Source organism: Streptomyces sp. NPDC006134, assembly GCF_040628835.1.
Classification (GTDB): Bacteria; Actinomycetota; Actinomycetes; order Streptomycetales; family Streptomycetaceae; genus Streptomyces.
This window is the reverse complement of record NZ_JBEXTV010000005.1, coordinates 100,883-122,520: the sequence shown is the minus strand read 5'-3', so window position 1 is coordinate 122,520 and position 21,638 is coordinate 100,883. Positions and strand designations below refer to the sequence as shown.

Below are 21,638 nucleotides of genomic sequence, written 5' to 3'. Positions count from 1 at the left end.
TCGATCGCGCCTTCCTCGATCGCGCCTTCCTCGATCGGCTCATCATCGACGGCGGCTGCACGGGACCGGGCGCGGTGTGCGCGGGGAGACCGAGGCGGGCGCCATCCCGAAACCGCCCCGGCCTGGCCGGCGGCTGCCCGGCCGGCACCGGCCTGCTCCCGGACGGCTGCCCGGCCGGCACCGGCCTGCTCCCGGACGGATGGCCGGCACCAGCTCTCCTCCCTGCGCGCGGAGTATTCGATGGCGGCCCGGGGCTCCCGCCTGACAGGCTTTGACCATGAGTCCCGAGTCCCACGGCGTGTCCGGCGTCTCCTGGCTGGGCGCCCCGATCGACGCGCGCCCGTTGTTCGGGCCGGAACTGGACGCACTCCTCGCCACCTTGCGCGGCCTGCGGCCCGCCGACTGGAACAGGACGGCGGTCCCGCACTGGACCGTGCACGACCTTGCCGCCCACCTCCTCGGTGACTACTACGGTCGCCTCGACCGCACCCCAGGCGGATACCGGGGTGCCTTCGCGCCCGGAGAGACGCTGGAGGCGTTCATCCACCGCACCAACCAGGAATGGGTCGATCTCCACGCCGACGACAGCCCCGCCTCGCTCATCGAGGCCCTGGAAGCGGCCGGGTCCCGGCTCGCCCGGCGATGGGCCACCGCCGACCTCGAAGCGCCCGCCCTGGGCGTGTCATGGGCAGGGGCCGACCCGGCACCGGGATGGCTGGACATCGCCCGGGAGTTCACCGAGCACTGGACGCACCGGCAGCAGATCCGCCATGCCGTCGGCAGCGGCACCGACCCGGAACCGCACGCCTTGTCCACGGTCCTGGACACCTTCATGCGGGCCCTGCCCCACACCCTGCGGCATACGGCAGCACCTGCCGGGACCCAGATCGAAGTGATCGTCGAGGGCCCGGCCGGCGGCAGGTGGACCGCCACCGCCACTGCGGACCGCTGGTCACTGGCCGAACCGTCCGGCGGCAGGCCGGCCGCGTCGGTACTCCTGGACACGGAGACCGCCTGGCGCCTGTGCACACGTGGCATCGATCCCGCCACGGCCCTCGGCCGAGCCCGCGTCCGGGGAGAGCGCCGACTCGCCGAGGCCGCGTGCGAGGTCGTGTCCATCGTCCGCTGACGACGCCCGGCCGGCCCGTCGGTGATCAAAGGAACGACGACGACCGCGCCGCTCACCGACCGGCATCACGCATCCGCGTTCGGCCCGTCGGCCGTCCGCACGCCGTCCTCAGACGCAAGGGCGTACGCGTGAACCGGACAGTGCCGCTTCCCCGCCGTACGGCGTGCCGGGCATACACCGGCCTCTCCGTGGCGCCATGGCTGTCCCGTCCCGTCGGCTGGAGGGCGCCTCACATCGCCGGCCCGGTGATCGGCATGCGGCGCCTCGCGCCGAGGGCGAGGACGGCTTGCGCGGGCACTGTGGCGCCCTGGACCGACAAGGTCGCGCCAGTGCCTGGCCGGGCGCCGCGCTCCGGGCGCCCGGCCAGGCATCCCCTTGGTTACAGGTACGGGCGGGTGATCAGCTCGATCAGGTGGCCGGCGGGGTCCTTGAAGTACACCCCTCGGCCACCGTGCTCCTGGTTGGTCTCATCGGGGCGTCGCATCTGCGGATCGGCCCAGTGCTCGATGCCGCGATCACGCAGCCGCCGATACGCCCGGTCGAACAGTTCGTCGTCGACCAGGAACGCGTAATGCTGCATCTGGATCTCCACCGGCGGCTCGGCGAACTGAAGCAGCACCCCGTCGGTGAACTGGATGTTGGTGAACGGACCCCAGGACGGCGCTTCCGGAAGCTCCAGCAGCTCCCGGAAGAAGCGGGCCGACTCGTTGCGGTCCTTGGCGGCGATGATGGTGTGGTTGAACGTGACTGGCATTCGACTGACCTCGCTGTTGCTCGACACGAAGAACGGGCTCGCAGTGCACGAGCGCCGGGGGGTCCGCGTGCCGAACGGGGGTGCCTTCTCCGCACCCACCGCGCGATCAGCCTCCCACCGGGTGGCCAATCCGTGTGTGGCGTAGCGCCGGTCCGGTGTTCACGACGGCGACATTACTTGATCTTGTCGGCTGCGACAACAGCGCGCCGTCCGGCTGCCGGGCGGCCCGTCACGCAGCGCCGACCGGGTGCGCTCACGCACCTGATGACTGATCGTTCGGGGGCGTCCCCGCTCCCTTTCGGGGCCAGCGCGTCCAGCCCCTGCTCGTCGAAGGCGCGGATGACGTCGCGGACGTAGTCCTCCGGCCGCCCGGCGACACGTCGATTACCCGGTCGGCCTCATGAGACGAGCCGCTAGCGTCGTTCACATGACCAGCGACACCGGCACCCCCCGGCCCGCGCCCTCCCTCGCCGAGGCCCTCGCCACGCGCGCGGTCGTCCTCGACGGCGGCATGTCCAACCAGCTGGAGTCCGCCGGGCACGACCTGAGCGACGCGCTGTGGTCGGCCCGGCTGCTCGCCGACCGCCCGGAGGCGATCGTCGCGGCCCACCTCGCCTACTACGAGGCGGGCGCGGACGTCGCGATCACGGCGAGCTACCAGGCCACCTTCGACGGCTTCGCCCGCCGGGGCATCGGCCCCGGGAAGGCGGCCGGGCTCATGACCCTGAGCGTGGAACTGGCCCGCGAGGCGGCGCGGCGGGCCCGGGCGCCCCGCCCGCTGTGGGTGGCGGCCTCGGCAGGCCCGTACGGGGCGATGCTCGCCGACGGCTCCGAGTACCGGGGCCGGTACGGCCTCACCGTCACCGAGCTGGAGCGCTTCCACCGGCCCCGCCTGGAGGTCCTGGCCGCCGCCCGCCCCGACGTCCTCGCCCTGGAGACCGTCCCCGACACCGACGAGGCGACGGCCCTGCTGCGCGCGGTGCGCGGCCTCGGCGTACCGGCCTGGCTGTCGTACACCGTCACCGGCGACCGCACCCGCGCCGGGCAGCCGCTGGAGGAGGCGTTCGCCCCGGCCGCCGACGCGGACGAGGTGATCGCGGTCGGCGTGAACTGCTGCGCCCCCGAGGACGTGCCCGGCGCCGTCGAGACCGCCGCCCGGGTCACCGGCAAGCCGGTCGTCGCCTACCCCAACAGCGGCGAGTCCTGGGATGCCGGGGCCCGTGCCTGGGACGGCCGCCCCACGTTCGGCGCCGAGCGGGTGACGGACTGGTACGCGGCCGGGGCCCGGCTGATCGGCGGCTGCTGCCGGGTGGGGCCGGAGACGGTCACGGCCATCGCGGGGACGCTGAGGGGACCGGCCTGACCTGAACCCTGGGGAGGGGAATCGGGACCGGGGCCGGGATCGGCGGATGTCGCTGATCGTGCGGTCGGTGTCCGGCTGCCCGCCGCCGCAGAAGAGGGGGTGGGCGTCACGGTGTGTGGTCGCGTCCGTCCCGCGGGGCGAAGGCTTCGAGGGCGTCCGCGTCGGTCGCGCGTGCGTGCAGAAAGCAGTCGGCCCACTCGGTGATTCCGGGGTAGGACGAGTCCTGGACGACCTGGCTGATGGCGGCCTCGATGTCGAAGTCCGTCGTTCGCAGTTCGACGCCCGGGCCCAGGAGGGCCCAGTGTGCTCCGGCTCTTCCGCAGGGCATGCCGATGCTGCCGGGGTTGATCACGAGGCGGCCGTGGGCCAGGCGGACGAACGGCATGTGGGTGTGGCCGCAGACCACGGTGCGAACGTCGGTGTCGAGTCCTCCGAAAACTTCCTTCCAGCGGTCGAGCCGGGAGTCGACCAGGACGACCTCCTCGTCGTCCCGGGGGGTGGCATGGCAGAACAGCACCCGACCCAGACCGTGCACGGACAGACAGAGCGACCAGGGCAACGAGCCGAGAAGGTCCAGGTGGTCGTCGCGGAGCTGTTCGGCGGCCCAGGGGGCGATGGGGTCGGGGATCGTCTCGCGTTGCCCCCGGCGGTATTCAAGGAGTTCGCGGTCGGCGTTGCCGCTGATCCAGACGACGCGGTCGCCGAGACCGGTCAGCAGGTCGAGAACCTGGGCCGGTTGCGGGCCTGCGGTGATGTCGCCGGTGAGCACGATGCGGTCGGCGGCGCGCACGTCCGGTTCGGCGAGCACGGCTTCCAAGGCCGGCAGGACTCCGTGAATGTCGGACAGGACGGCTACTCGGTTCAGCATGGTCACCACTGTGGGGCGAAGAGAGCCGAGCGGTGCGACCGTTCGCACGACGCGTAGCTCAAGGACGACAACTTCGCGATAACCGCTTCGTAGTTGCGTGCCCGAGCGGCCCGGCTCCGCGCGCAGGGGGCCGGAGGCAGCCCGCCCCGGCAAGGGAAATCCCCGGCGCGCGGTCTTCTGCAACACCCTTCAGCCCTGGAGCTCCTCAAGACGCTCGAGGTCGTCGTGCACCGACTCCCGCTCCTGCTCGGTGAGGTGGAGCGCGGCGGCCTCGGCGAGCGTGGACGCCGCTGTCCTCGCGTCACCGAGGCGCCCGGCGACGTCCGCGCGGAGCACGAGCAGGCGGAACAACTGCACGCTCGTGGGCTGTTCGTCCTCGATGCGCAGCACTCGGTCGATGATCTTCGCCGCGCCGGCCGGGTCGTCCCGCGAGTCCGCGAGGAGGGACGCCTGGTGCAGGGCTCGGGCAAAGGTTTCCTTGGGTGCGGGCCGGTGGTGGTGCTCCTGACTTGTCTGCTGCCCGATGCGCAGGCAGTTGCCGCCCGGATCGGTGACGAGGAACTGCCGTACGCCGTGCGACGTGTCCTTCAGCGGCCCTATGCGCGGCAGACCGCGGGCCGGGACCCTTCCGTACGCCGCTTTGAGCCTGGACCGGAAGACCTCGTGCAACCCGTCGACATCGTCGGTGCGGATGTAGCACGTACTGTACGACTCCGCCGGTTCGTACCCCTTCATCCCGAAGAAGTGGAGCTGGATGCCGCCGCGTTCCACGACGGCGTACGGATTGGGGCTTCTCTGCTGGAAGGTCACCTCGAACCCGAGGACGGTGTAGAAGTCGAGGACAGGCTGGATGGTCCGGCACGGCAGCATCGGAATGGTCTTCTCGCCCATGCCCGGCAGTCTAGTCAAAGTTGAATAGCAGGGGGTGGGTTTACCGGCGGGCGTCTGATGGTCTGCGTGCCGCCCGTGCGTGGTCTCGGACTGCCGTGTCCACGCGGCCAGCAGCCGAAGGGCTTCTGAAGTGCTTCCGAAGGGCTTCTGAAGGACTTCTCCGGAGCTGGAGCCTGCCTCGGCGGTGGAGACGCTCAGCCGCTGGTCCGGGTCGGAACAGGGCGTCGTAGACCGCCGGGTTGCGTGCGGCGAGATCGAGGCAGGTGCGGGCGAGGGCGGTGACCCGGGCGCGGGGGCCGTCCGCGGCGGAGGCCGCGGCCCGCAGCGCCGCGGCCCTCTCGGTGGCGCCTTCGCGGGCGACGGCGCCGATGATCTCGCGTTTGCCGCGGAAGTGGCCGTAGAGGACGAGCCGGCCGTATTCGATGGGCTCGGCGAGCCGGCGGAACGAACCGCTGGGGCCGCCTCCACCACGTCCGCGTCGCCGTCGTCATCACCGCCTTCGCCCCGCCGGCCGCCGCCCTCGCCCGAGCCGGCGGGCCGGCACCGCGCCGGTGGCGCACGCTCCCCCCTCCCCGGGCGCCGGGCTCGGCTCTCCGGCCCATGGCCCCGAGCCATGGGCCGCGCGCCCTCAGGAGCGGCCGGTGTGCAGCACCTCGCGGTCCCACAGGGGGCGCGGCTGCGTGTGCAACTGCCAGTAGTGCTCCGCGATGTCGTCGGGGTCGAAGTCGGTGCCGGGGGCGACCGGGCCGTCCACGGTGACGCTCGCCACGTGCACTCCGGAGGAGCCGTATTGCCGATCGAGCAGCGCGACCAGCGTCCGGACGCCCGCCTTGCCCAGGGAGAGGCTCACGTACTGCGGCTTGGGCTCGGGCATGCCGCCCGTGACGAGGAACGTTCCACTCCCGCGCGCCGCCATCATCGGTGCGAGGTGTGCCGCGGCGTTGAGCGCTCCGACCACGTTGACCGCCCACGCCTCCATGTGATCGCGTACCGACAGCTCACCCGGTTCGTCCGCCCGGACGAGCGCGGCGTTGTACACGGCGACATCCGGAACGCCGTGCTCACCGATGGACCGCTCCAGGGCCGCGTCCAACGCGGCCCGGTCGGTGCCGTCGGCCTGCGCCGTGACGACCGGCACGCCATGGGGAGCGACCGCGGCCGCCGCGGCGCGCAGTGTCCGCTCGCCCCTGGCGATCAGCGTGATCGGCAGCCCCTCCCCGGCGAACCGACGGGCGACCGCCTGCCCGATCCCCGGTCCCGCACCAATGATCACCGCACCCGGCATTGTCCGGTCCCTCCACTTCACGATCACCGATACTGGGGACGGTAAGGCGTCACATCGATGTGAAGGTCAAGGAGAAGGCCGGATGCGAATCGGCGACCTGGCTCACCGGACCGGCGTGAGCAGGAGGCTGTTGCGCTACTACGAGGAGCAGGGCCTGCTCCGGCCGGTCCGGTTGGCCAACGGCTACCGCGACTACGCCGAGGCGGACGTCGCGACGGTGCACCACATCCGGGTGATGCTCGCCGCCGGGCTCTCCACCGCGGTCATCGCCAAGGTCGTGCACTGCGTGCGCGACAAGGACGAACTGCGGGTGCCGTCCGGCTGTCCGACCTTCATCGGGGAGTTGCGGCGCGAACGCGCCCGCATCACCGAGGCGATCGCCCAGCTCGAAAGTTCCCGGCGCGTACTGGACGCCGTTCTCGGCACGGCCCCCCGGGACGGAAAAGACCTGTCACGCGAGACTGCCCTGTAAAAGCGTCCGCCAGTAGGTCACCGGAGGATGCGGGGGTTCCGGGGGCGGTGTGGCCGGTGATGGAGAGGGCCAGGCCCGGCGGATGAGGTTACGGATGGTGGTGATCGCGTTGGCGAGGGCGAGGGAGAACTCGACGCGGACGCGGCGACATTCGGTGCACCGGCGAAGCTTGCCGAAGTCGTTCATCCACGAGTTCGTGTGCTCCACGACCCACCGTCGGCCGGCTTGGATCGGGGTCTGTTCGCCCCGTTCGGGGATCTTCGCGATGATGCCGCGTGTGTCGAGATCGGCGTGGACCGGCCGGTAGTCGTAGCCCGCATCCCGGCTCGGTGTCGGTTGCCCGGGCGGTGGGCCCGGCGTCTTGGCGGTCGTCGCAGTGGTCGAGGGTGGCGGGCAGCAGGGTGTGAGCGCGCAGCCGGCCGGTGCGGGCCCGGTGACGAGCGGGATGCCGTACGCAAGGAATTCCTCACGGACGGGGCGATGACCGACGAAGGCACGACAGGCGCATCTCCTCCTGGGAGCACAGAAATCCCCAGGTTGGGGGGATTCTCCCGTCGGTCTCGGCGGTCTTCGCGTTCGGCTCTTCCGGCGTGGCGGCCTCGGCTTCCTCGCCGGGCAGGTGGACCTGCGGGACCATGCCTGTCAGGTGCCGGCGGCCCTCCGGCACCTCGGCCTCGATCCGCGGGCGCCTGGCCAAGACGTAGTCGCAGACAGTGGGGCAGGACACCAGGTCGAAGCCGTACTCCTGGGCGAGACGCTGGGGTGTCTTCCCCGTGGGGTGCCTGCGGCCAGCGGTCCGCGCCCATGCGACGAGCCCGTTCTCGCGAGCCGACCGGAGCCGGGTGCGGGCGGCGGATTCCGGCAGCCGCGCACACGTGGGAACCGTGCGCAGTGGGCGGAGCGCAGGGGCGGGCCCGATCAGTCGGCCGACGTGTTCCGTGTCAGCTCGGCTGCCTCAGTGATGGCGCGCTGTCCGAGATCGCCGAACAGGTGCATCGTGACGGCGGCCAGGACGTCGTCCCCGCCAACAGTCCGCCCGTCCCCGCGGCGGGTGGACAGGGCGAGGAGGGGATCCTCGAGCAGCGGGGCCGGGGCCGGCTCGCCCGGCACCACCAGGCTGACCGTCCCGAACCGCTTGACCCCGCCCTCGCGGACGACCTTGGCCGCGTCCCGGGCCAGGGCCGTCAGGAACACGCTCGCGATTCCGTCCAGGTCGCGGACCATCGCCGGGACCGCCCTCACCCCCCGGCTCCCCAGCAGCCTTCTCACTCCGGCCTCGAACCGGTGGGCGCCGGCCACACCACTCGGTGTACGCGCCCCGCGGCGCTCACGAAGAGACACGAGCGCACCATCGGCGTTGCGCACCTCGCCCATCAGGCCGTGGAAGGTCGGGCTGTGCAGATACCACTCCGATCCCACCTCCACCTCGACATTCCGGTCGATCGCCGAGACGAGGTCCTTGGGAATCAGCCTCTTCCTGGCCTCCTCGGCCGCCGCGCTTCTCGCGCCGTCGATGATCTCCGTCAGCACGGTCCGCGTCACCGACGCGGCGGCCCACGCGGCCGGCCGGGAGACGTGCAACGAGGTCACGTCCCTGAACACCGCTTTGACGAGCTGAGGCTTGAACGGCAGGTCGGTCACGGCGGAAGCGGTCCGCGGACCGCTGCGCTCGGTGCGCAGGGGTTGTGTGGTCATCGAAGAATGTGCTTTCTGCTGTCGGAGGTGGTGTCGGTGGCCCATGCCGCACCGGGCGCCGAGACCACAGAGCTCTGCGGAGGGCGCCGAGCCGGCACAGGGCCTGCCGGGCGAGGCCGCCGGCACACGGAGGTGCAGGTGGCCCCGCCCGGATTCTCGGCGTTCCGGCGACCGGGCGTGCGGCAGGGGTGCCACCGGGGCGACGCGCTGTGGTGCGGCGCCGTGCCGGTCAGGCGACCTGGTACCTGCCGACTTCCAGGAAGTGGCGCAGTGCTTCGGGTGTGTTGTCGTCGAGGGCGGCGTTGGCTGCCGCGCGCAGGGCCGGGCTGATGGACGGGTCGGCGAGGATGCGGGCGATGGCGACGCGGTCGTCCTCGGCCTGGGCGATGCGGTAGCCGGTCTCCAGCCAGGCGCGCATCGCCTCGGGGTCGTTGGCGTCCAGGAGGGCGTTGGCTTCTCGGGTCACACGCCGGCCGCTGTCCGGGTCGGCGAGGATCCGGGCTATGGCCACCCTCAGGTCGTCGGCGTCCGGCTCGTCCGTGGACGAGGACACCGCGGGCACCGTCACCGCGGTCGGTGCCGCCGTGGCGGCGAAGGACGGGGTGGCGAGCAGGAGGGCCGGGGCGAGGATGCCCGCGGCGATGCCGGGCGCTACGCGATGCGGTCGCAAGGGGAATACTCCTCTTCGTTTGCTGCGGAAGTGAGTTGAGGCTGCCTCAGGGCGGTCACTTCGGTGATGCTGCCACCTGGGTCTGACAGTGGCGGTCGTCCCGCTGCGGTCTCAGGACACCGTCGCCGCGGACGTGGCCGGTGTTTCATGGCGGCGCGCCTTCCAGAAGGGCGGCCTTGAGCGCGGCTCGTGGCTGTCGGGGCATGGTCGGGGCGAGACGATTCCTGGGGGCGGGCGATCGTGGTGCGTCCGAGCGTGTGGTGGTGCGCGACGGGGTTCGGCTTGTCTGCCGGGACCGGGGCGGGCCAGGGGAGCCGGTCGTGCCGCCGGCTTCCCACTCGGCGTAGTAGTCGGCTTCCCACTCGGCGCAGTAGTCGTAGACGGTCTTGTACGGCGGGAAGTCGTGCGGCAGGTACTCCCCCGGGACGCCGGTGCGGTTGACGTAGAGGATCGCGTTGACGATCTCGCGCAAATCGTGCACTCGGGCCGCCGTACCCGGACCCTTTCGTCTCGCCCGCCAGGCCGTGCAGACAGGCTCGATCAGAGCCCGGCGGGCATCGGATACATCACTGCGGTACGGACGGCGAGCACTCACACACCGTGCGACGACCGCCGATGCAACCGGTGACACACACATTCCGGAACACCAACTACCCAGGTCAGATGCCCTCCGGGGCCTGTGCGGGGTCGTGATCATGAGCACCGCCGGCGGCCGGCTCCGGGCTCCCTGGGCGGGGGAACCGGCGGCCACCGGGGGCGTCGGCCCCGGTATGCAAGATCGATACCTTTACCTGGCCCGTCATGGCGGGGCCACACCCGACGAAGGCAGTCTCACCGCGGCCGGGCGCCGACAGGCTGAGCTGTTGGGCAAGCGTCTGCACGGCGTGCCGCTGACGGCCGTTCACCACGGCCCGTTGCCCCGCGCGGTGCAGACGGCCCGGCTGACCGGGGAGCGTCTGGGTGATGTGCCGCTGCGTGAGCGCGAGGCGGCCGGGGACCGGCACGTCACCGAGGTCCGCTCGCGAACTCGCACCACACGATCTTCCCGGGGTCCCGCTCCCCCACCCCCCACTTGTCCGCCAGTTCCGACACCAGCAGCAGCCCCCGCCCGCCCTCGGCCGGTTCCCTGGCCTGCGCCTGCGGTACGGCCGGGACGCCGTCCCCGCTGTCGTGCACCTCGACGCGTACGCCGCCGTCGCCGCCGTCGCCGTCGCCGTACGGCAGCAGCCGGAGCAGGAAGCCCCGGCCGGGCGGTACGCCGTGCACGAGGGCGTTGGTGGCGAGCTCGCTGACGCACAGCACGATGTCGTACGCCCGTTCCCGTACCCGCCAGTCGGCGAGCACCGCGCGCGTGAACGCGCGGGCGGCGGGCACGGACTGACGTTCGCGTCGGTAGAACCGCTCTCGGGCGGTCCGGTGGTGACTTTCGGTGTTCACGTGACGAGTGTCACGCTGTGTGGCCATCATGAGACAGTGCGTGCGCTCGTACAGCTTCTTTGTACGGGCGCGCGACAGTGAACGTACGCGCGCGGGTGGGGAGTTCGACCGCATGAGCACCACGACACGGTCACGACGGGCACGACGGAACGCCTCGGCGATGAAGATGGTGGGCGCACTGCTCGCCCTGTACCGGGAGGCCGCCGGGCACACCCAGCGGTCCCTGGGTGAGATCTTCGTCGTCGGCGAGCAGCAGATCGCCTCCATCGAGCAGGGCCGACGGCCACTCAAACCGGACATCGCCGAGCAGCTCGACGAGCTCCTTGACACCAAGGGGGCGTTGTCGACCGCGCTCAGCAGGATGCCGGAGGTGGATCTGGTGCCGCTGTGGGCGGAGGAGTTCCTGGACCGGGAGCGGGAGGCCATCGCCATCTCGTCGTACGAGAACCAAGTAGTGCCCGGCCTGCTTCAGACAGAGGCGTACGCAGAAGCAGTCTTTCGCAGCCGCGTGCCGGTCTACGACGAGGACGAGATCGCACAGTTGGTAGCGGCGCGTATCGACAGGCACGCAATTCTGCACCGCAAAGATCCGCCGTTCACCTGCTTCGTGATCTGGGAGCCGGTGCTGCATGCGCCTATCGGCGGCAAAGAGGTCTGGAGCGAACAGTTGCGGCACCTGCGCGCATGCTCTGAGCTCCCGGGTCTCATGCTCCAAGCGCTGCCCTTGAACCGCGCCACGCACGCAGCCCTGGACGGTCCATTCGTCCTGCTGGAAACGCCCGAACATCAGAGGCTCGCCTACACGGAGAACCACCGCGGCAGCCAACTGATCGCCGATCCGGACGAGGTGGCGATCCTCACTCAGAAGTGTGCGATGCTGCGCTCACAGGCCCTCACTCCCGAGGATACGAGGGCCCTGTTGGACCGGCTTCTGGGAGAGCAATGAGCGGCACCGAGTTCGAGTGGTTCAAGTCCAGGTACAGCGGCAGTGAAGGCGGCGCCTGCCTCGAAGTCGCCTACGTCTGGCGCAAGTCCAGCTACAGCGGTAGCGAGGGCGGCAACTGCGTCGAAGTCGCCACCCACCCCACCGCCATCCACATCCGCGACTCCAAGACCCCCACCACCCCCCACCTCACCGTCACCCCGGCCGCCTGGACCGCGTTCTTGACGCTGGCCCGCCCGGAATCCTGACCCTGACAACCCTGACGCCCCTGTCGGTCCTGCCGGGGTTCCCCGGCGGCCACAGGGCCACCTCCCGGTCCCGGGGACCGGGCACCACGCGCGGCGGCCCGGCGTCGAAGATCCGTACGGGGTGGGTGGCGTCCCACGCCTCCCACCCCGGGTCGCCCGTGGTGGCGAACCGGACCCACGCCGCGTGCATCGCCTCCGCCAGTTCCCGCGGGGCGCCCTCGCCCGCCAGTTTGCGGGACTCCGGGAGGTCGCCGCTGTCGAAGACGAAGCCGAGTTCGAGGGCGTGGCAGGCGCCGAGGCCGGGCAGGGCGGAAGGCCAGGCGAACTCGTAGACGTACGACGTCCCGGGCCGGGCGTCGGCCAGGCGGTGCAGCGGGACGCGCAGCAGGTGGTCGGTGACCATCTGGCCGACGATCTCGGCGGTGCCCGCGTCCGGGTGCAGGGCGCGGTAGCCGCGCGGCACGTCGGGGCCGCAGTGGCAGCGGGCGCGGGCCCCGGCCAGGGCGACCGTGCCGAGCCGGTCGACGCGCTCCAGCAGGCCGCCGGGGACCAGCCAGAGCCGGTACTCGTCGCGGGTCCAGCCCGTCAGCAGGTCGACGCCGGGTGCCGCGCCGCCGGTGGTGAGGGCTTCCAGAGGGTCGCGGGGGACGAGGTCGCCGTCGGTGACGATGCCGAAGGCGGGTCCGCCGAGGACGGGGCTGCTCAGCCGGCCGACCTCGGCCTGGGTGCGCAGCAGCAGGTCCCGGTCGACGGCGGCGAACGCCTCGGCGGTGGCGGGGATCTTCAGCCGGGCCGCCATGCGGCGCACCATCCGCCGCACCTTGGCCCGTTCCGTCGTCTCGGGCGCCCCGCTCTGGAGGACGGCCCGGCGTACCAGGCCCCGGGTCTGCGGGGCGGCGAGCAGGGCGCCGACGCTGATGGCGCCGGCGGACTGGCCGCACAGGGTGATGCGGCCGGGGTCGCCGCCGAAGGCCGTGATCGAGGCGTGCACCCACTCCAGCGCGGCGAGCTGGTCGCGCAGGCCGGGGTTGGCGGGGGCGTCGGGGAAGAGGCCGTAGCCCTCGACGCCGAGCCGGTAGTTGACCGAGACGCAGACGACGCCGTCGCGGGCGAAGGTGCGGCCGTCGTACACGGGCACGGCGGAGGAGCCCCGGGTCAGGGCGCCGCCGTGCACCCACACCAGGACGGGCAGGCGGGCGCCGGGGTCCGGGTCGGGGGTCCAGACGTTGAGGTTGAGGCAGTCGTCGCCGGGGACGACCGGGTCGGACAGGTACCGGCCGAAGGCGTCGGAGTACGGGGGCTTGGGCGCCGTCGGCCCGAAGGAGCCGGCGTCGCGGACGCCGTCCCAGGGCTCGGGCGGGACGGGCGGGCGGAAGCGGCGGGGGCCGAAGGGGGGCGCGGCGTACGGGATGCCCCGGAAGACGGCGACGCCGTGCTCGTACCTGCCGCGTACCGCCCCGTAGGGCGTGGCGACCACCGGGCCGGTGGTCGCGGAGTCCGTCCGGTCTGCTGCCGTCATGGGCCACCAGCCCTTCGCCGCGCTCGTGCACCGTTCATGTCAGAGCAGCGCGCCGCCCGGATGTATTCCTGGGCGCACCGGCGCGGCCTGTGGTCGGCCCCTTCCGTCAGGAAGCGCTTTCCGCGCCTTCCAAGCCTTCTGTCCAGGCCCTCGGGCGGGCTGGAGAGGGGGTTGTCCGATGGGCCGGGCGGCGGGAAGGGCGAGGACGGCCACCGGGCCGGCCCTGGCGGTGGTGGCCCGCGAGGCGGGGGTGTCGGTGCCGACGGCGTCGAAGGTGGTCGACGGCCGTGAGGGCGTCGCGCCGGAGACCCGCCGCCGGGGGTGGTGTCGGTGGGCGCCGACGACCGGCAGGGCGGGGCGCGCGGTGCGGCGCCACAGGTGTTCTTCACCACAGCAGTGATGCAAAGCAGATTCGCCGAGGTGTGGCGATATGGCCTACGGATGCGCTGGTTTGCGGTAGCCGACCACCCGGGTGGACCGGCCACCGGCCCCTGTGCCGGGGAGTAACCGCTTCACGCCGACGGCTTTATGATCGTTAATGAATTTCTCTCTGCGCGCCTCCATCCCGTCCCCGGAGGCTCTTGGCGACCGTGAACGTTCCTGGATCAGCGGGGCCCGCGCGCAGAGACACGTATCAAGAAAGGTGAACACCATGGCCTTCGGACTGTTCCGACGCCGGCGTTCCAACGGCCCCGATGCCGTGTCAGCCCTGTCGATCCCCCTGCCGTCCGGCGCGGGGGCGTTCGGCTGCGAGGTCGTCGATCCGACGGGGCAGCCCATGGGCGGAGCCGAGGTCACGGTCACCGAGCTGGGCAGCCACCGCGTCGCGGCCCGCGGCACGACCGACCCGTACGGCTTCTTCACGGCGACGCTGCCCCCGGGCTCCTACAGCGTGCGGATGATGGCCGAGGGCCTGTCACCCGCCCGCGAAACGGTGGAGATAGCCGCCGGTGTCGCCCTCCCGCCCACGCGCGTCATGCTGCAGCCCGCCCCGCAGCAGGAGCTCCCGCCGCCCGGCACCTGGCTGTTCGACCCGCCGCACACCGCCATCCGCTTCATCGCCAAGCACGTGGGCATGGCCCACGTCCACGGCCGCTTCACCCGTTTCGACGGCGCCATCCGGGTCGCGCCGACCATGGCGGACTCCCAGGTCTCGGTGCGCATCGACGCCGCCAGCATCTCCACGGGCAACAAGACCCGTGACAACCACCTGCGCTCCGCCGACTTCCTCGACGTCGAGCGCTACCCGTACATCGACTTCACCAGCAAGCGGTTCGTCTACCAGGGCGGCTCCAAGTGGACCCTGCAGGGCACGCTGACCATGCACGGCACCAGCCGCTCCGTCGGTCTCGACACGACGTACCTCGGTACGGTCAACGGCGGCTACGACCAGGAGCTGCGCTGCGCGGCCCTGGCCAAGACGGAGCTGCACCGTGAGGACTTCACCCTGAACTGGCGCTCCATGCTGGCCCGCGGCATCGCGGTCGTCGGACCGACCGTCCAGCTGGAGCTGGACGTCCAGGCGATGTACCACACCCACGACACGCCCACGCCGCCCGAGTAGGCCGGAGCGGGCGGGCGAGGGCCCGTCCCCTCCAGCGCCCGTGACCCCGTGGTGTCCGGCCACGGACGAGCCGCTTCGCCGTGGGGCGCGGCCCGTCGCGTCGGCACGGGCGGGAGCGGTCCGGGCGTGGTCCGGGCGCGGTGTCCCCGGTGGGCGTGAGCTGCCGGGACGGCGGTCCGGCAGGTCGTGCGGCCCCGGTGCGCCGGGGCCCGTCCAGGCGGGCGCGAAAGGGGGGCGCTTGGACGATCGTTCGAGCATTACGAGCCAATTCGCCTCATCTTCAGGAGAGTTGAGAATAATCACCCGGCAGGTGGCGCAGCGTATCCAAGGGGCGACACAGGGTGTTCGCCCTGGAAGAGAGCGAGGAGAACGTATGCCCACCTTCCAGACCGGGTCGATTCCGCACGGCTTCACCGTCGACGAGACCGGCAAGCTCATCCACTACAAGAACGCCGTCGTCGTCCCCACCCCTCCTCCCAACCACAGCGGCTTCAACTGGAAGAACCTCTGGTTCTCCCTCGGCTCCGACTTCGCGGACGTCCGCATCCGGGTGGCCACCCACACCGGATCGGGCTGGACCGTCAAGAACTACGACGTCCAGGCGTCCGGCGGCAGGGTCGGTTTCCAGGTGCCCGACGGCACCGACAAGATCAGCGTCGGCCGTGTGAAGCTGTCCGCGTCCGACGCCAACGACGACTCGCCCGTCAGCTGGCTGCTCGAATCCCAGGCATAGCGGTGTGCCGGACGCCCGGTCCCGGAGCGGTCACCGCTCCGGGACCGGGCGTCCCTGTGGCACCGGCACCGTCGCGCCTCCCCGGGCGGGACCGGCCGACGTGACGGAGCACTACCGTCGCGCCCCCGCCGCCCACGCGATCCCCCCGCCCAGATGGGCGCGGAAGGCGGGGTCCTCGTACGCCTCGGCGGCGTGGCCCAGCGCCGTGTAGAAGACCCGGCCCGCGCCCTGCTCCCGGCACCACGCCAGCGGGTGGTCGTCCCCCATGCCGCCGCCCTCGTAGGACGACTCGTCGGCGGTGGCCAGGACGTGCGCCGAGCCGCGCGGGCTGGTGCGGAAGTCGTACCACTCGTCGGTGAACTCCCAGACGGCGGGCAGGTGCCGGGTGGCCGGATGGTCACGGTCCTCGATCCGGACGCGGCCGGGCTGGTAGGCGGGGTGGCGGGCGAAGCGGGCGCCGAGCAGCTCGCCGTAGTACGGCCACGTGTACTCCGTGCAGGCCGCCGCGTGGACGCCGGCGAAGCCGCCGCCCGCCTCGACGTACGCCACGAGCCGGGCCCGCCCGGCCGGGGTGAGCACCTCGCCGCTGGTGGAGAGGAAGACGACCGCGGCGTACCGGTCCAGCGGCGCCTCCAGTGCCGCCGGGTCCTCGGTGTGGTCGGCCTCGAAGGCGCCGAGCGTCCGCAGGGCGGCGACGGCGGCCGGGATGGAGTCGTGGCGGTAGTCGGTGGTGCGGGTGAAGACGAGCAGCCGGGGTGTCATCAGCCGCCCGCCTCCACGTCGTTGCGGGGCGCCCCGTCGCCGAAGGAGGGCAGGTCGCCGCGTTCCACCGGGGGCTCGGTGCCCGCGAAACGGGGGGCCGGCAGGAGGGCGGCCGCCTCGGCGGCGTCGGGGCGGTGGACCGCCCGGGCCGCGGCGCGCAGGACGTCGCGCGGCACGGCGTCCGTCTCGCCCTGGACCCGCACCACGTACCCGTCCCCGGGCCGGGCGTACTCGTGGCGTCCCGCGCCGGTGCGGTACCAGAGGCCGCCCTCGCGCACGCACGTCGTCCGCTCGCCGGGCATGCCGCCCACGGGCTGCCGGGGGCAGGTGTCCGCGTCGATCGAGCCCCGCTCGACGGAGAGGCGGAGCTGGGCGCCGGTCTTCCGCGCGATGTAGACGGCGGAGAAACCGTCGTCGCCGAGCACGCCGACGGACTGCGGGGCCAGGGTGAAGCCGGCGGCCTCGGTGACGTGGACGAGTTCCGGTGCCATGCCGAGCGCGCGGGCGCGGGCGTCCAGGTCGCCCTGATCGGCCGGGTCCGCCGGGGTCGCCGGGTCCGCCGGGGTCGCCGGGTCCGCCGGGGCCGTCGGCTCCGCCGAGCCTGCGGACCCGGTGGTCCCGGTGGTCCCGGTGGTCCCGGTGGTCTCGGTGGTCTCGGTGGTCCCGGTGGTCTCGGTGGTCTCGGTGGTCTCGGCGGACCCGGCGGCCCCTGTGGAGAGGGTGTCCGCCGGTTCGGGGCCCGCCTTCTCCGTGCCGCACGCCGTGAGCAGCACGAGAGCCGGCAGCAGCGACAGCGGCAGCAGGCGCGTGAAACGAGTCATGCGGCCATCCTGTCGTACAAGCGTTCCCGAGGGGCCGGTGAGCCGTGCAAGACGCGTGTCCGATTCCTTCAAGACGGGCGCCGCGCGCCCTGCCTACGGTTCCCCCATGACCGCACGATTCGACGCCGTCGGCCTGATCGTCTCCGGCATGGCCGCTTCCGTGACCTTCTACCGCCGTCTCGGCTTCGCCTTCCCGGAGGGCAGCGAGACCGCGCCGCACGCCGAGGCCGGGCTGCCGGGCGGGATCCGGCTGCTGCTCGACACCGAGGACACCGTCCGCTCCTTCCACCCCGGGTGGCGGCCGCCGGCCGGTGGCGGCCGGCACTCGCTCGCGCTGCGGTGCGACACGCCCCAGGAGGTGGACGCACTGTACGAGGAGCTGACCGGGGCCGGATACCGGGGCGAGCTCAAGCCGTGGGATGCCGTCTGGGGCCAGCGGTACGCCGTCGTGAACGACCCGGACGGCAACGGCGTCGACCTGTTCGCGCCGCTACCCCAGTAGGCGCGTCGGGGGCAGGCCGGTCAGCTCCCGGACGTCGCGGGCCAGGTGGGCCTGGTCGGCGAAACCGGCCCGGGCGGCGGTCTCCGCGAGGGGCACGCCGGTCCGGGCCAGGGACAGGGCGCGCTGGAGCCGCAGGATGCGGGCCAGCGTCTTGGGGCCGTAGCCGAAGGCGGCCAGGGAGCGGCGGTGCAGCAGGCGGGCGCCGATGCCGAGCGCGTCGGCGGTCCCGGCGACCGGGCGGCCCGCGGCGAGGGCGGCCACGATCCGGCGCGGGAGCGGGTCGCAGGGACTGGTGCGGGCCGCCCGGTCCAGCGCGAGGCGCTCCAGGGCGTTCGCCGGGTCGGCGGCGGCGTTCACCCGGGCGGTCAGGCGCCGTACCCGGGCGGCGGGCCACAGGTCGGCGAGGTCGACGCGCCGGTCGCGCAGCTCGTGCGCGGGCACGCCGAGCAGGCCGGGCGCGGTGCCGGGGAAGAAGCGGACGCCCGCCCAGCTGCCGGACGCGCCCTCGGTGACGTACGCGCGGGTGTCCGGTCCCGCGACCAGCAGCCGTCCCTCGTGCCACAGCAGGTCCATGCAGCCGTCGGGCAGGACGCGCACGGCGCCGGGTCCGGAGGGGGTGTTCGTCCACACCACCGCGCCGGTCAGCCGGGACGCCCGTTCGGTGTACACGGGGCCAGATTACGCCGGGAGTCATCGGCGGTCCTCAGGGCCGGCGCGGGGCGGTCCCGCACGGCGCCGGGCCCCGGCCCCCGTACCGTCCGGCGCGCTGAGCGCGGCGGGGGTGCGGGGGCCGGGGCCCGGTGGGGCGGAGCGGGTGCCCGGGGCGGGCGGGGCGGGGGCGGGGCTACGAGTCCTCCGGCTTCTGCGGCGGCGCGCTCTTCGCGGCGGCCCGCAGCCGGGCGGTGACGTCCTCCGGCGGCAGGAAGCGGGACCAGCGTTCGGGGAACTCGGAGGGCATGTCGGGGTCGGCGGCGCCGTTGGCGGCGGCGCGTGCGACGTACTCGGCGACCTGCGCCTGGCGCAGCCGCTCGTTGGCCTCGCGGGCGGCGGCCGTGGCGGCGGCCGGCCAGACCCGGTCGATCGCGGCGTTGACCGCGGCCCCGACGAGCACGGCGAACGCGGACACGCCGATCCACAGCAGCACGGCGACGGGCGCGGCCAGCGAACCGTAGATGGTGGGTCCCTCGACGGTGCTGGTGAGGTAGATGCGCAGCAGGAAGCTGCCGAGCACCCACATCGCGAGGGCGACCAGCGCGCCGGGCACGTCCTCGATCCACGGGGAGCGGACCGGCACGGACACGTGGTACAGCGTCGTCAGGAACACGATCGACAGGACGATGACGACGGGCCAGTACAGCACCTGGACGACGGTCGCCGACCACGGCACGACCCGCACCACCGCATCCGGCCCGGCCACCATCAGCGGCAGCGCCACCGAGCCGATCAGCAGGGCCACGATGAACAGGGCGAACGCCAGCAGCCGCGTCTTGACGATGCCCCGGACGCCGTCGAGGCCGTACATCACGGTGATGGTGTCGATGAAGACGTTCACCGCGCGCGAGCCCGACCAGAGCGCGAACAGGAAGCCGATGGAGATCACGTCCACCCGGCCGCCCTTCATCACGTCGTGCAGGATCGGCTCCGCGATCTCGTTCACGCCCCGGTCGGACAGGACCGCCCGGGAGGCGTCGAGGAGGTTGGTCCTCAGGCTCTGGATGGTGTCCGCACCGGTCCACAGGTCGACGTAGCCGAGCAGGCCGATGATGCTGAGCAGCAGCGGCGGCACGGACAGCAGCGTGAAGAACGCGGCCTCGGCGGCCAGGCCCAGGATGCGGTACTCCATGCAGGAGTTGACGGTGTCCTTGAGCAACAGCCAGGCGGTCCTGCGCTTGGAGACGTTCCGGTAGAGGGCACGGGCCCGGTGGAGCCGGCCGGAGGGCCGCTCGGGGATTTCACTTGCTGGCTGCACGTGCTAAAGGTATCCGCCGCGCGCCGCTGCCCTCACCCGCGGACCGCACCCGGCCGGAATGGTCTCCTCCGGTGGCCGGGCGCACTCCCCTCGCGGGGGCGGGCGCGGTAGGTTCGCAGACATGGCAGGCATGGCAGACGCGGCGGGCAGGGCAGGCGCGGCGGCGGGCACAGCGGCGGGCGCGGCAGGCGCGACGGGCACGGCGGGCACGGTGAGCGCGGCGGGCACGGTGAGCGCGGCGGGCACGGTGGCCGGTGGCACCCACAGCGTGACGAACCAGGCCCCGCCGCTCGTCGGCTACGACGTCTTCACCGCCGACCGGGCCCTGACGGAGGCCGTGGAGCGGCACCTGGCGCCCGGGCTGCGCGACGAGGCGCTCGCGGAGCTGTCGGGGCTGGGCCGCAGCTGCGGCTCCGCGCAGGTGCAGGAGTGGGGCGCCCAGGCCAACGAGAACCCGCCGAGGCTGCGCACCCACGACCGCTACGGCCACCGGATCGACGAGGTCGACTTCCACCCCGCCTGGCACCGGCTGCTCGGCAAGGGCGTCGCGGCGGGCCTGACCGCGGCCTGGGACCGGCCCGGCGGGCACGTGCGGCGCGCGGCGGCCTTCCTGATGTGGTCGCAGGTCGAGGCCGGCAACGGCTGCCCCCTGTCGATGACCCACGCGGCGGTGCCCGCGCTGCGCACCGACCCCGCCCTGGCCGCGGAGTGGGTGCCCCGGCTGACCTCCACGGTCTACGACCGCGGGCTCCGGCCCGCGCACCTGAAGGCCGGGACGCTGTTCGGGATGGGCATGACCGAGAAGCAGGGCGGCAGCGACGTCCGCGCCAACACCACCTCCGCCCGGCCGCTGGCCGAGGACGGCACCTACGAGCTGACCGGCCACAAGTGGTTCTGCTCGGCGCCGATGTCGGACGGCTTCCTGGTGCTGGCGCAGGCACCCGGAGGGCTGACCTGCTTCCTCGTGCCGCGCGTGCTGGCGGACGGCACCCGCAACGCGTTCCTGATCCAGCGGCTGAAGGACAAGCTGGGCAACCGGTCCAACGCCTCCGCCGAGGTCGAGTTCGCCGGGACCTGGGCCCGCCGGGTCGGCGAGGAGGGGCAGGGGGTGCGGACCATCATCGGGATGGTCGCCGCGACCCGGCTGGACTGCGTGCTCGGCTCGGCGGGGCTGATGCGGCAGGCGGTGGCGCAGGCGATCCACCACTGCGCGCACCGTGAGGCGTTCGGCGGCCGGCTGATCGACAAGCCGCTGATGCGCAACGTCCTGGCCGACCTCGCCGTCGAGTCGGAGGCGGCCACCACGCTCGCGCTGCGGCTGGCGGCGGCGTACGACGCCGGCGAGGGCGGCGACGAGCAGGAGCGGGCGCTGCTGCGGATCGCGGTGCCGGCGGCCAAGTACTGGGTGACCAAGCGGTGCGCGCCGGTGGCGGTCGAGGCGGCCGAGTGCCTGGGCGGCAACGGGTACGTCGAGGAGTCCGGGATGCCCCGGCTGGTGCGGGAGTCGCCGCTGAACTCGATCTGGGAGGGCGCGGGCAACGTCCAGGCGCTGGACGTGCTGCGGGCGCTCGGGCGGCAGCCGCAGGCGCTGGACGCCTACCTGACGGAGGTGGGCCGGGCACGCGGCGCCGATCACCGGCTGGACGGGGCGATCAAGAACCTGCTGACCGAGTTGTCCGACCTCCAGGCGGTGGAGGGCCGGGCGCGGCGGCTGGTGGAGCGGCTGGCGCTGGTGCTCCAGGGGTCGCTGCTGGTGCGGTACGCGCCGCCGGAGGTCGCCGACGCGTTCTGCGCCGCACGGCTGGGCGGCGACGGGGGCGCGTCGTTCGGCACGCTGCCGGCCACGCTGGATCTGGCGTCGGTGGTGGAGCGGGCGCGGCCCGTCTCGTGAGAGTGCGGCCCGTCTCGTAAGGGTGCGGCCCGTCTCGTGAGAGTGCGGCCCGTCTCGTAAGGGTGCGGCCCGTCTCGTGAAAGTGCGGCCCGTCTCGTAAGGGTGCGGCCCGTCTCCTGAGT

General features: G+C 72.8%; 21 protein-coding genes and 5 pseudogenes. 11 read left to right on the top strand and 15 right to left on the bottom strand.

The window, feature by feature from the left end; all coding sequences use genetic code 11:
- Positions 1-277: 277 nt before the first annotated feature.
- Entirely contained in the window at positions 278-1,129 is an 852-nt protein-coding gene (locus ABZ340_RS05150) for a maleylpyruvate isomerase family mycothiol-dependent enzyme (RefSeq protein ID WP_358780365.1), read from the top strand.
- A 379-nt stretch (positions 1,130-1,508) separates the two neighbouring features.
- On the opposite strand, the gene ABZ340_RS05145 is transcribed toward ABZ340_RS05150, so the two are convergent.
- A complete protein-coding gene (locus ABZ340_RS05145) occupies positions 1,509-1,883 on the bottom strand; it encodes a VOC family protein (protein ID WP_358780364.1) in 375 nt (124 codons plus the stop codon).
- Positions 1,884-2,310: 427 nt separating this feature from the next.
- Here ABZ340_RS05145 and mmuM point away from each other — a divergent pair, with 427 nt between their 5' ends.
- Positions 2,311-3,246, top strand: a complete 936-nt coding sequence (mmuM, locus tag ABZ340_RS05140) for a homocysteine S-methyltransferase (RefSeq protein WP_358780363.1) — start codon at positions 2,311-2,313, stop codon at positions 3,244-3,246.
- Between the two features lie 106 nt (positions 3,247-3,352).
- Here the strand turns inward: mmuM and ABZ340_RS05135 are convergent, their stop codons facing one another.
- From ABZ340_RS05135 to ABZ340_RS05120, 4 genes and pseudogenes are all read right to left on the bottom strand, one after another.
- Positions 3,353-4,114, bottom strand: a complete 762-nt coding sequence (locus ABZ340_RS05135; RefSeq protein ID WP_358780362.1) for a metallophosphoesterase family protein — start codon at positions 4,112-4,114, stop codon at positions 3,353-3,355.
- Positions 4,115-4,303: 189 nt separating this feature from the next.
- The gene (locus ABZ340_RS05130) at positions 4,304-5,005 is read right to left on the bottom strand and encodes a VOC family protein (protein WP_358780361.1); all 702 of its coding nucleotides are present in this window, start codon (positions 5,003-5,005) and stop codon (positions 4,304-4,306) included.
- A gap of 214 nt (positions 5,006-5,219) precedes the next feature.
- Positions 5,220-5,459, bottom strand: a pseudogene (locus ABZ340_RS05125) (TetR family transcriptional regulator); the annotation flags it as partial.
- A 174-nt stretch (positions 5,460-5,633) separates the two neighbouring features.
- Positions 5,634-6,278, bottom strand: a complete 645-nt coding sequence (locus tag ABZ340_RS05120; protein ID WP_358780360.1) for an SDR family NAD(P)-dependent oxidoreductase — start codon at positions 6,276-6,278, stop codon at positions 5,634-5,636.
- A gap of 94 nt (positions 6,279-6,372) precedes the next feature.
- Between ABZ340_RS05120 and ABZ340_RS05115 the strand changes: the two genes are divergently transcribed.
- Entirely contained in the window at positions 6,373-6,762 is a 390-nt protein-coding gene (locus ABZ340_RS05115) for a MerR family transcriptional regulator (protein WP_358780359.1), read from the top strand.
- Here ABZ340_RS05115 and ABZ340_RS05110 read toward each other — a convergent pair.
- From ABZ340_RS05110 to ABZ340_RS05095, 4 genes and pseudogenes are all read right to left on the bottom strand, one after another.
- Positions 6,742-6,996: pseudogene (locus ABZ340_RS05110) on the bottom strand (hypothetical protein); the annotation flags it as partial. The gene ABZ340_RS05115 and the pseudogene ABZ340_RS05110 overlap by 21 nt on opposite strands.
- A 684-nt stretch (positions 6,997-7,680) precedes the next feature.
- The gene (locus ABZ340_RS05105; protein WP_358780358.1) at positions 7,681-8,457 is read right to left on the bottom strand and encodes a hypothetical protein; all 777 of its coding nucleotides are present in this window, start codon (positions 8,455-8,457) and stop codon (positions 7,681-7,683) included.
- 229 nt (positions 8,458-8,686) lie between these two features.
- Entirely contained in the window at positions 8,687-9,127 is a 441-nt protein-coding gene (locus ABZ340_RS05100; RefSeq protein ID WP_358780357.1) for an ALF repeat-containing protein, read from the bottom strand.
- 358 nt (positions 9,128-9,485) lie between these two features.
- Positions 9,486-9,722: pseudogene (locus ABZ340_RS05095) on the bottom strand (transposase); the annotation flags it as partial.
- Positions 9,723-9,897: 175 nt separating this feature from the next.
- On the opposite strand from ABZ340_RS05095, the pseudogene ABZ340_RS05090 reads away from it, so the two are divergent.
- A pseudogene (locus tag ABZ340_RS05090) lies at positions 9,898-10,125 on the top strand (histidine phosphatase family protein); the annotation flags it as partial.
- A 7-nt stretch (positions 10,126-10,132) separates the two neighbouring features.
- Here the strand turns inward: ABZ340_RS05090 and ABZ340_RS05085 are convergent.
- Positions 10,133-10,591 carry an ATP-binding protein gene (locus ABZ340_RS05085; RefSeq protein ID WP_358780431.1) on the bottom strand — a complete coding sequence of 153 codons (459 nt, stop codon included), beginning with the start codon at positions 10,589-10,591 and terminating at the stop codon, positions 10,133-10,135.
- Positions 10,592-10,676: 85 nt separating this feature from the next.
- Between ABZ340_RS05085 and ABZ340_RS05080 the strand changes: the two genes are divergently transcribed.
- A complete protein-coding gene (locus tag ABZ340_RS05080; protein WP_358780356.1) occupies positions 10,677-11,510 on the top strand; it encodes a helix-turn-helix transcriptional regulator in 834 nt (277 codons plus the stop codon).
- The gene (locus tag ABZ340_RS05075; protein ID WP_358780355.1) at positions 11,507-11,755 is read left to right on the top strand and encodes a DUF397 domain-containing protein; all 249 of its coding nucleotides are present in this window, start codon (positions 11,507-11,509) and stop codon (positions 11,753-11,755) included. Before ABZ340_RS05080 ends, ABZ340_RS05075 begins: the two co-directional genes overlap by 4 nt.
- On the opposite strand, the gene ABZ340_RS05070 is transcribed toward ABZ340_RS05075, so the two are convergent.
- Positions 11,703-13,274, bottom strand: coding sequence for a carboxylesterase family protein (locus tag ABZ340_RS05070; protein WP_358780354.1), 1,572 nt, complete (start codon positions 13,272-13,274; stop codon positions 11,703-11,705). The genes ABZ340_RS05075 and ABZ340_RS05070 overlap by 53 nt on opposite strands.
- Positions 13,275-13,452: 178 nt before the next feature.
- Here ABZ340_RS05070 and ABZ340_RS05065 point away from each other — a divergent pair.
- The 3 genes and pseudogenes from ABZ340_RS05065 to ABZ340_RS05055 form a co-directional block, all read left to right on the top strand.
- Positions 13,453-13,590: pseudogene (locus ABZ340_RS05065) on the top strand (LacI family DNA-binding transcriptional regulator); the annotation flags it as partial.
- A 336-nt stretch (positions 13,591-13,926) separates the two neighbouring features.
- Complete coding sequence (locus ABZ340_RS05060) at positions 13,927-14,838, top strand: YceI family protein (RefSeq protein WP_358780353.1); 912 nt, start codon at positions 13,927-13,929, stop codon at positions 14,836-14,838.
- 373 nt (positions 14,839-15,211) lie between these two features.
- Entirely contained in the window at positions 15,212-15,571 is a 360-nt protein-coding gene (locus ABZ340_RS05055; protein WP_358780352.1) for a hypothetical protein, read from the top strand.
- A gap of 111 nt (positions 15,572-15,682) precedes the next feature.
- Here the strand turns inward: ABZ340_RS05055 and ABZ340_RS05050 are convergent, their stop codons facing one another.
- Complete coding sequence (locus ABZ340_RS05050; RefSeq protein ID WP_358780351.1) at positions 15,683-16,333, bottom strand: ThuA domain-containing protein; 651 nt, start codon at positions 16,331-16,333, stop codon at positions 15,683-15,685.
- On the bottom strand, positions 16,333-17,154 hold the full coding sequence (locus tag ABZ340_RS05045) for a hypothetical protein (RefSeq protein ID WP_358780350.1): 822 nt from the start codon (positions 17,152-17,154) through the stop codon (positions 16,333-16,335). The genes ABZ340_RS05050 and ABZ340_RS05045 overlap by 1 nt, the downstream gene beginning before the upstream one ends.
- Before the next feature lie 106 nt (positions 17,155-17,260).
- Here ABZ340_RS05045 and ABZ340_RS05040 point away from each other — a divergent pair, with 106 nt between their 5' ends.
- The gene (locus ABZ340_RS05040; protein ID WP_358780349.1) at positions 17,261-17,656 is read left to right on the top strand and encodes a VOC family protein; all 396 of its coding nucleotides are present in this window, start codon (positions 17,261-17,263) and stop codon (positions 17,654-17,656) included.
- Here the strand turns inward: ABZ340_RS05040 and ABZ340_RS05035 are convergent.
- Positions 17,645-18,325 (bottom strand): helix-turn-helix transcriptional regulator, encoded by a 681-nt coding sequence (locus ABZ340_RS05035; RefSeq protein ID WP_358780348.1) that lies wholly within the window; start codon positions 18,323-18,325, stop codon positions 17,645-17,647. The two genes, ABZ340_RS05040 and ABZ340_RS05035, sit on opposite strands and share 12 nt — an antisense overlap.
- 175 nt (positions 18,326-18,500) lie before the next feature.
- Positions 18,501-19,625 carry a YihY/virulence factor BrkB family protein gene (locus tag ABZ340_RS05030; RefSeq protein WP_358780347.1) on the bottom strand — a complete coding sequence of 375 codons (1,125 nt, stop codon included), beginning with the start codon at positions 19,623-19,625 and terminating at the stop codon, positions 18,501-18,503.
- A 247-nt stretch (positions 19,626-19,872) separates the two neighbouring features.
- On the opposite strand from ABZ340_RS05030, the gene ABZ340_RS05025 reads away from it, so the two are divergent.
- Positions 19,873-21,516, top strand: a complete 1,644-nt coding sequence (locus tag ABZ340_RS05025; protein ID WP_358780430.1) for an acyl-CoA dehydrogenase family protein — start codon at positions 19,873-19,875, stop codon at positions 21,514-21,516.
- Positions 21,517-21,638: the final 122 nt, after the last annotated feature.

What these genes read in the sequence shown, in the direction of transcription:
- ABZ340_RS05145 (WP_358780364.1), bottom strand. Translation starts at nt 1,883, where the DNA reads ATGCCAGTCACGTTCAACCACACCATCATCGCCGCCAAGGACCGCAAC.
- ABZ340_RS05105 (WP_358780358.1), bottom strand. Translation starts at nt 8,457, where the DNA reads ATGACCACACAACCCCTGCGCACCGAGCGCAGCGGTCCGCGGACCGCT.
- ABZ340_RS05040 (WP_358780349.1), top strand. Translation starts at nt 17,261, where the DNA reads ATGACCGCACGATTCGACGCCGTCGGCCTGATCGTCTCCGGCATGGCC.
- ABZ340_RS05060 (WP_358780353.1), top strand. Translation starts at nt 13,927, where the DNA reads ATGGCCTTCGGACTGTTCCGACGCCGGCGTTCCAACGGCCCCGATGCC.
- ABZ340_RS05050 (WP_358780351.1), bottom strand. Translation starts at nt 16,333, where the DNA reads ATGACACCCCGGCTGCTCGTCTTCACCCGCACCACCGACTACCGCCAC.
- ABZ340_RS05130 (WP_358780361.1), bottom strand. Translation starts at nt 5,005, where the DNA reads ATGGGCGAGAAGACCATTCCGATGCTGCCGTGCCGGACCATCCAGCCT.
- ABZ340_RS05080 (WP_358780356.1), top strand. Translation starts at nt 10,677, where the DNA reads ATGAGCACCACGACACGGTCACGACGGGCACGACGGAACGCCTCGGCG.
- ABZ340_RS05055 (WP_358780352.1), top strand. Translation starts at nt 15,212, where the DNA reads ATGCCCACCTTCCAGACCGGGTCGATTCCGCACGGCTTCACCGTCGAC.
- ABZ340_RS05150 (WP_358780365.1), top strand. Translation starts at nt 278, where the DNA reads ATGAGTCCCGAGTCCCACGGCGTGTCCGGCGTCTCCTGGCTGGGCGCC.
- ABZ340_RS05070 (WP_358780354.1), bottom strand. Translation starts at nt 13,274, where the DNA reads ATGACGGCAGCAGACCGGACGGACTCCGCGACCACCGGCCCGGTGGTC.
- ABZ340_RS05045 (WP_358780350.1), bottom strand. Translation starts at nt 17,154, where the DNA reads ATGACTCGTTTCACGCGCCTGCTGCCGCTGTCGCTGCTGCCGGCTCTC.
- ABZ340_RS05115 (WP_358780359.1), top strand. Translation starts at nt 6,373, where the DNA reads ATGCGAATCGGCGACCTGGCTCACCGGACCGGCGTGAGCAGGAGGCTG.
- ABZ340_RS05135 (WP_358780362.1), bottom strand. Translation starts at nt 4,114, where the DNA reads ATGCTGAACCGAGTAGCCGTCCTGTCCGACATTCACGGAGTCCTGCCG.
- mmuM (WP_358780363.1), top strand. Translation starts at nt 2,311, where the DNA reads ATGACCAGCGACACCGGCACCCCCCGGCCCGCGCCCTCCCTCGCCGAG.
- ABZ340_RS05085 (WP_358780431.1), bottom strand. Translation starts at nt 10,591, where the DNA reads ATGGCCACACAGCGTGACACTCGTCACGTGAACACCGAAAGTCACCAC.
- ABZ340_RS05075 (WP_358780355.1), top strand. Translation starts at nt 11,507, where the DNA reads ATGAGCGGCACCGAGTTCGAGTGGTTCAAGTCCAGGTACAGCGGCAGT.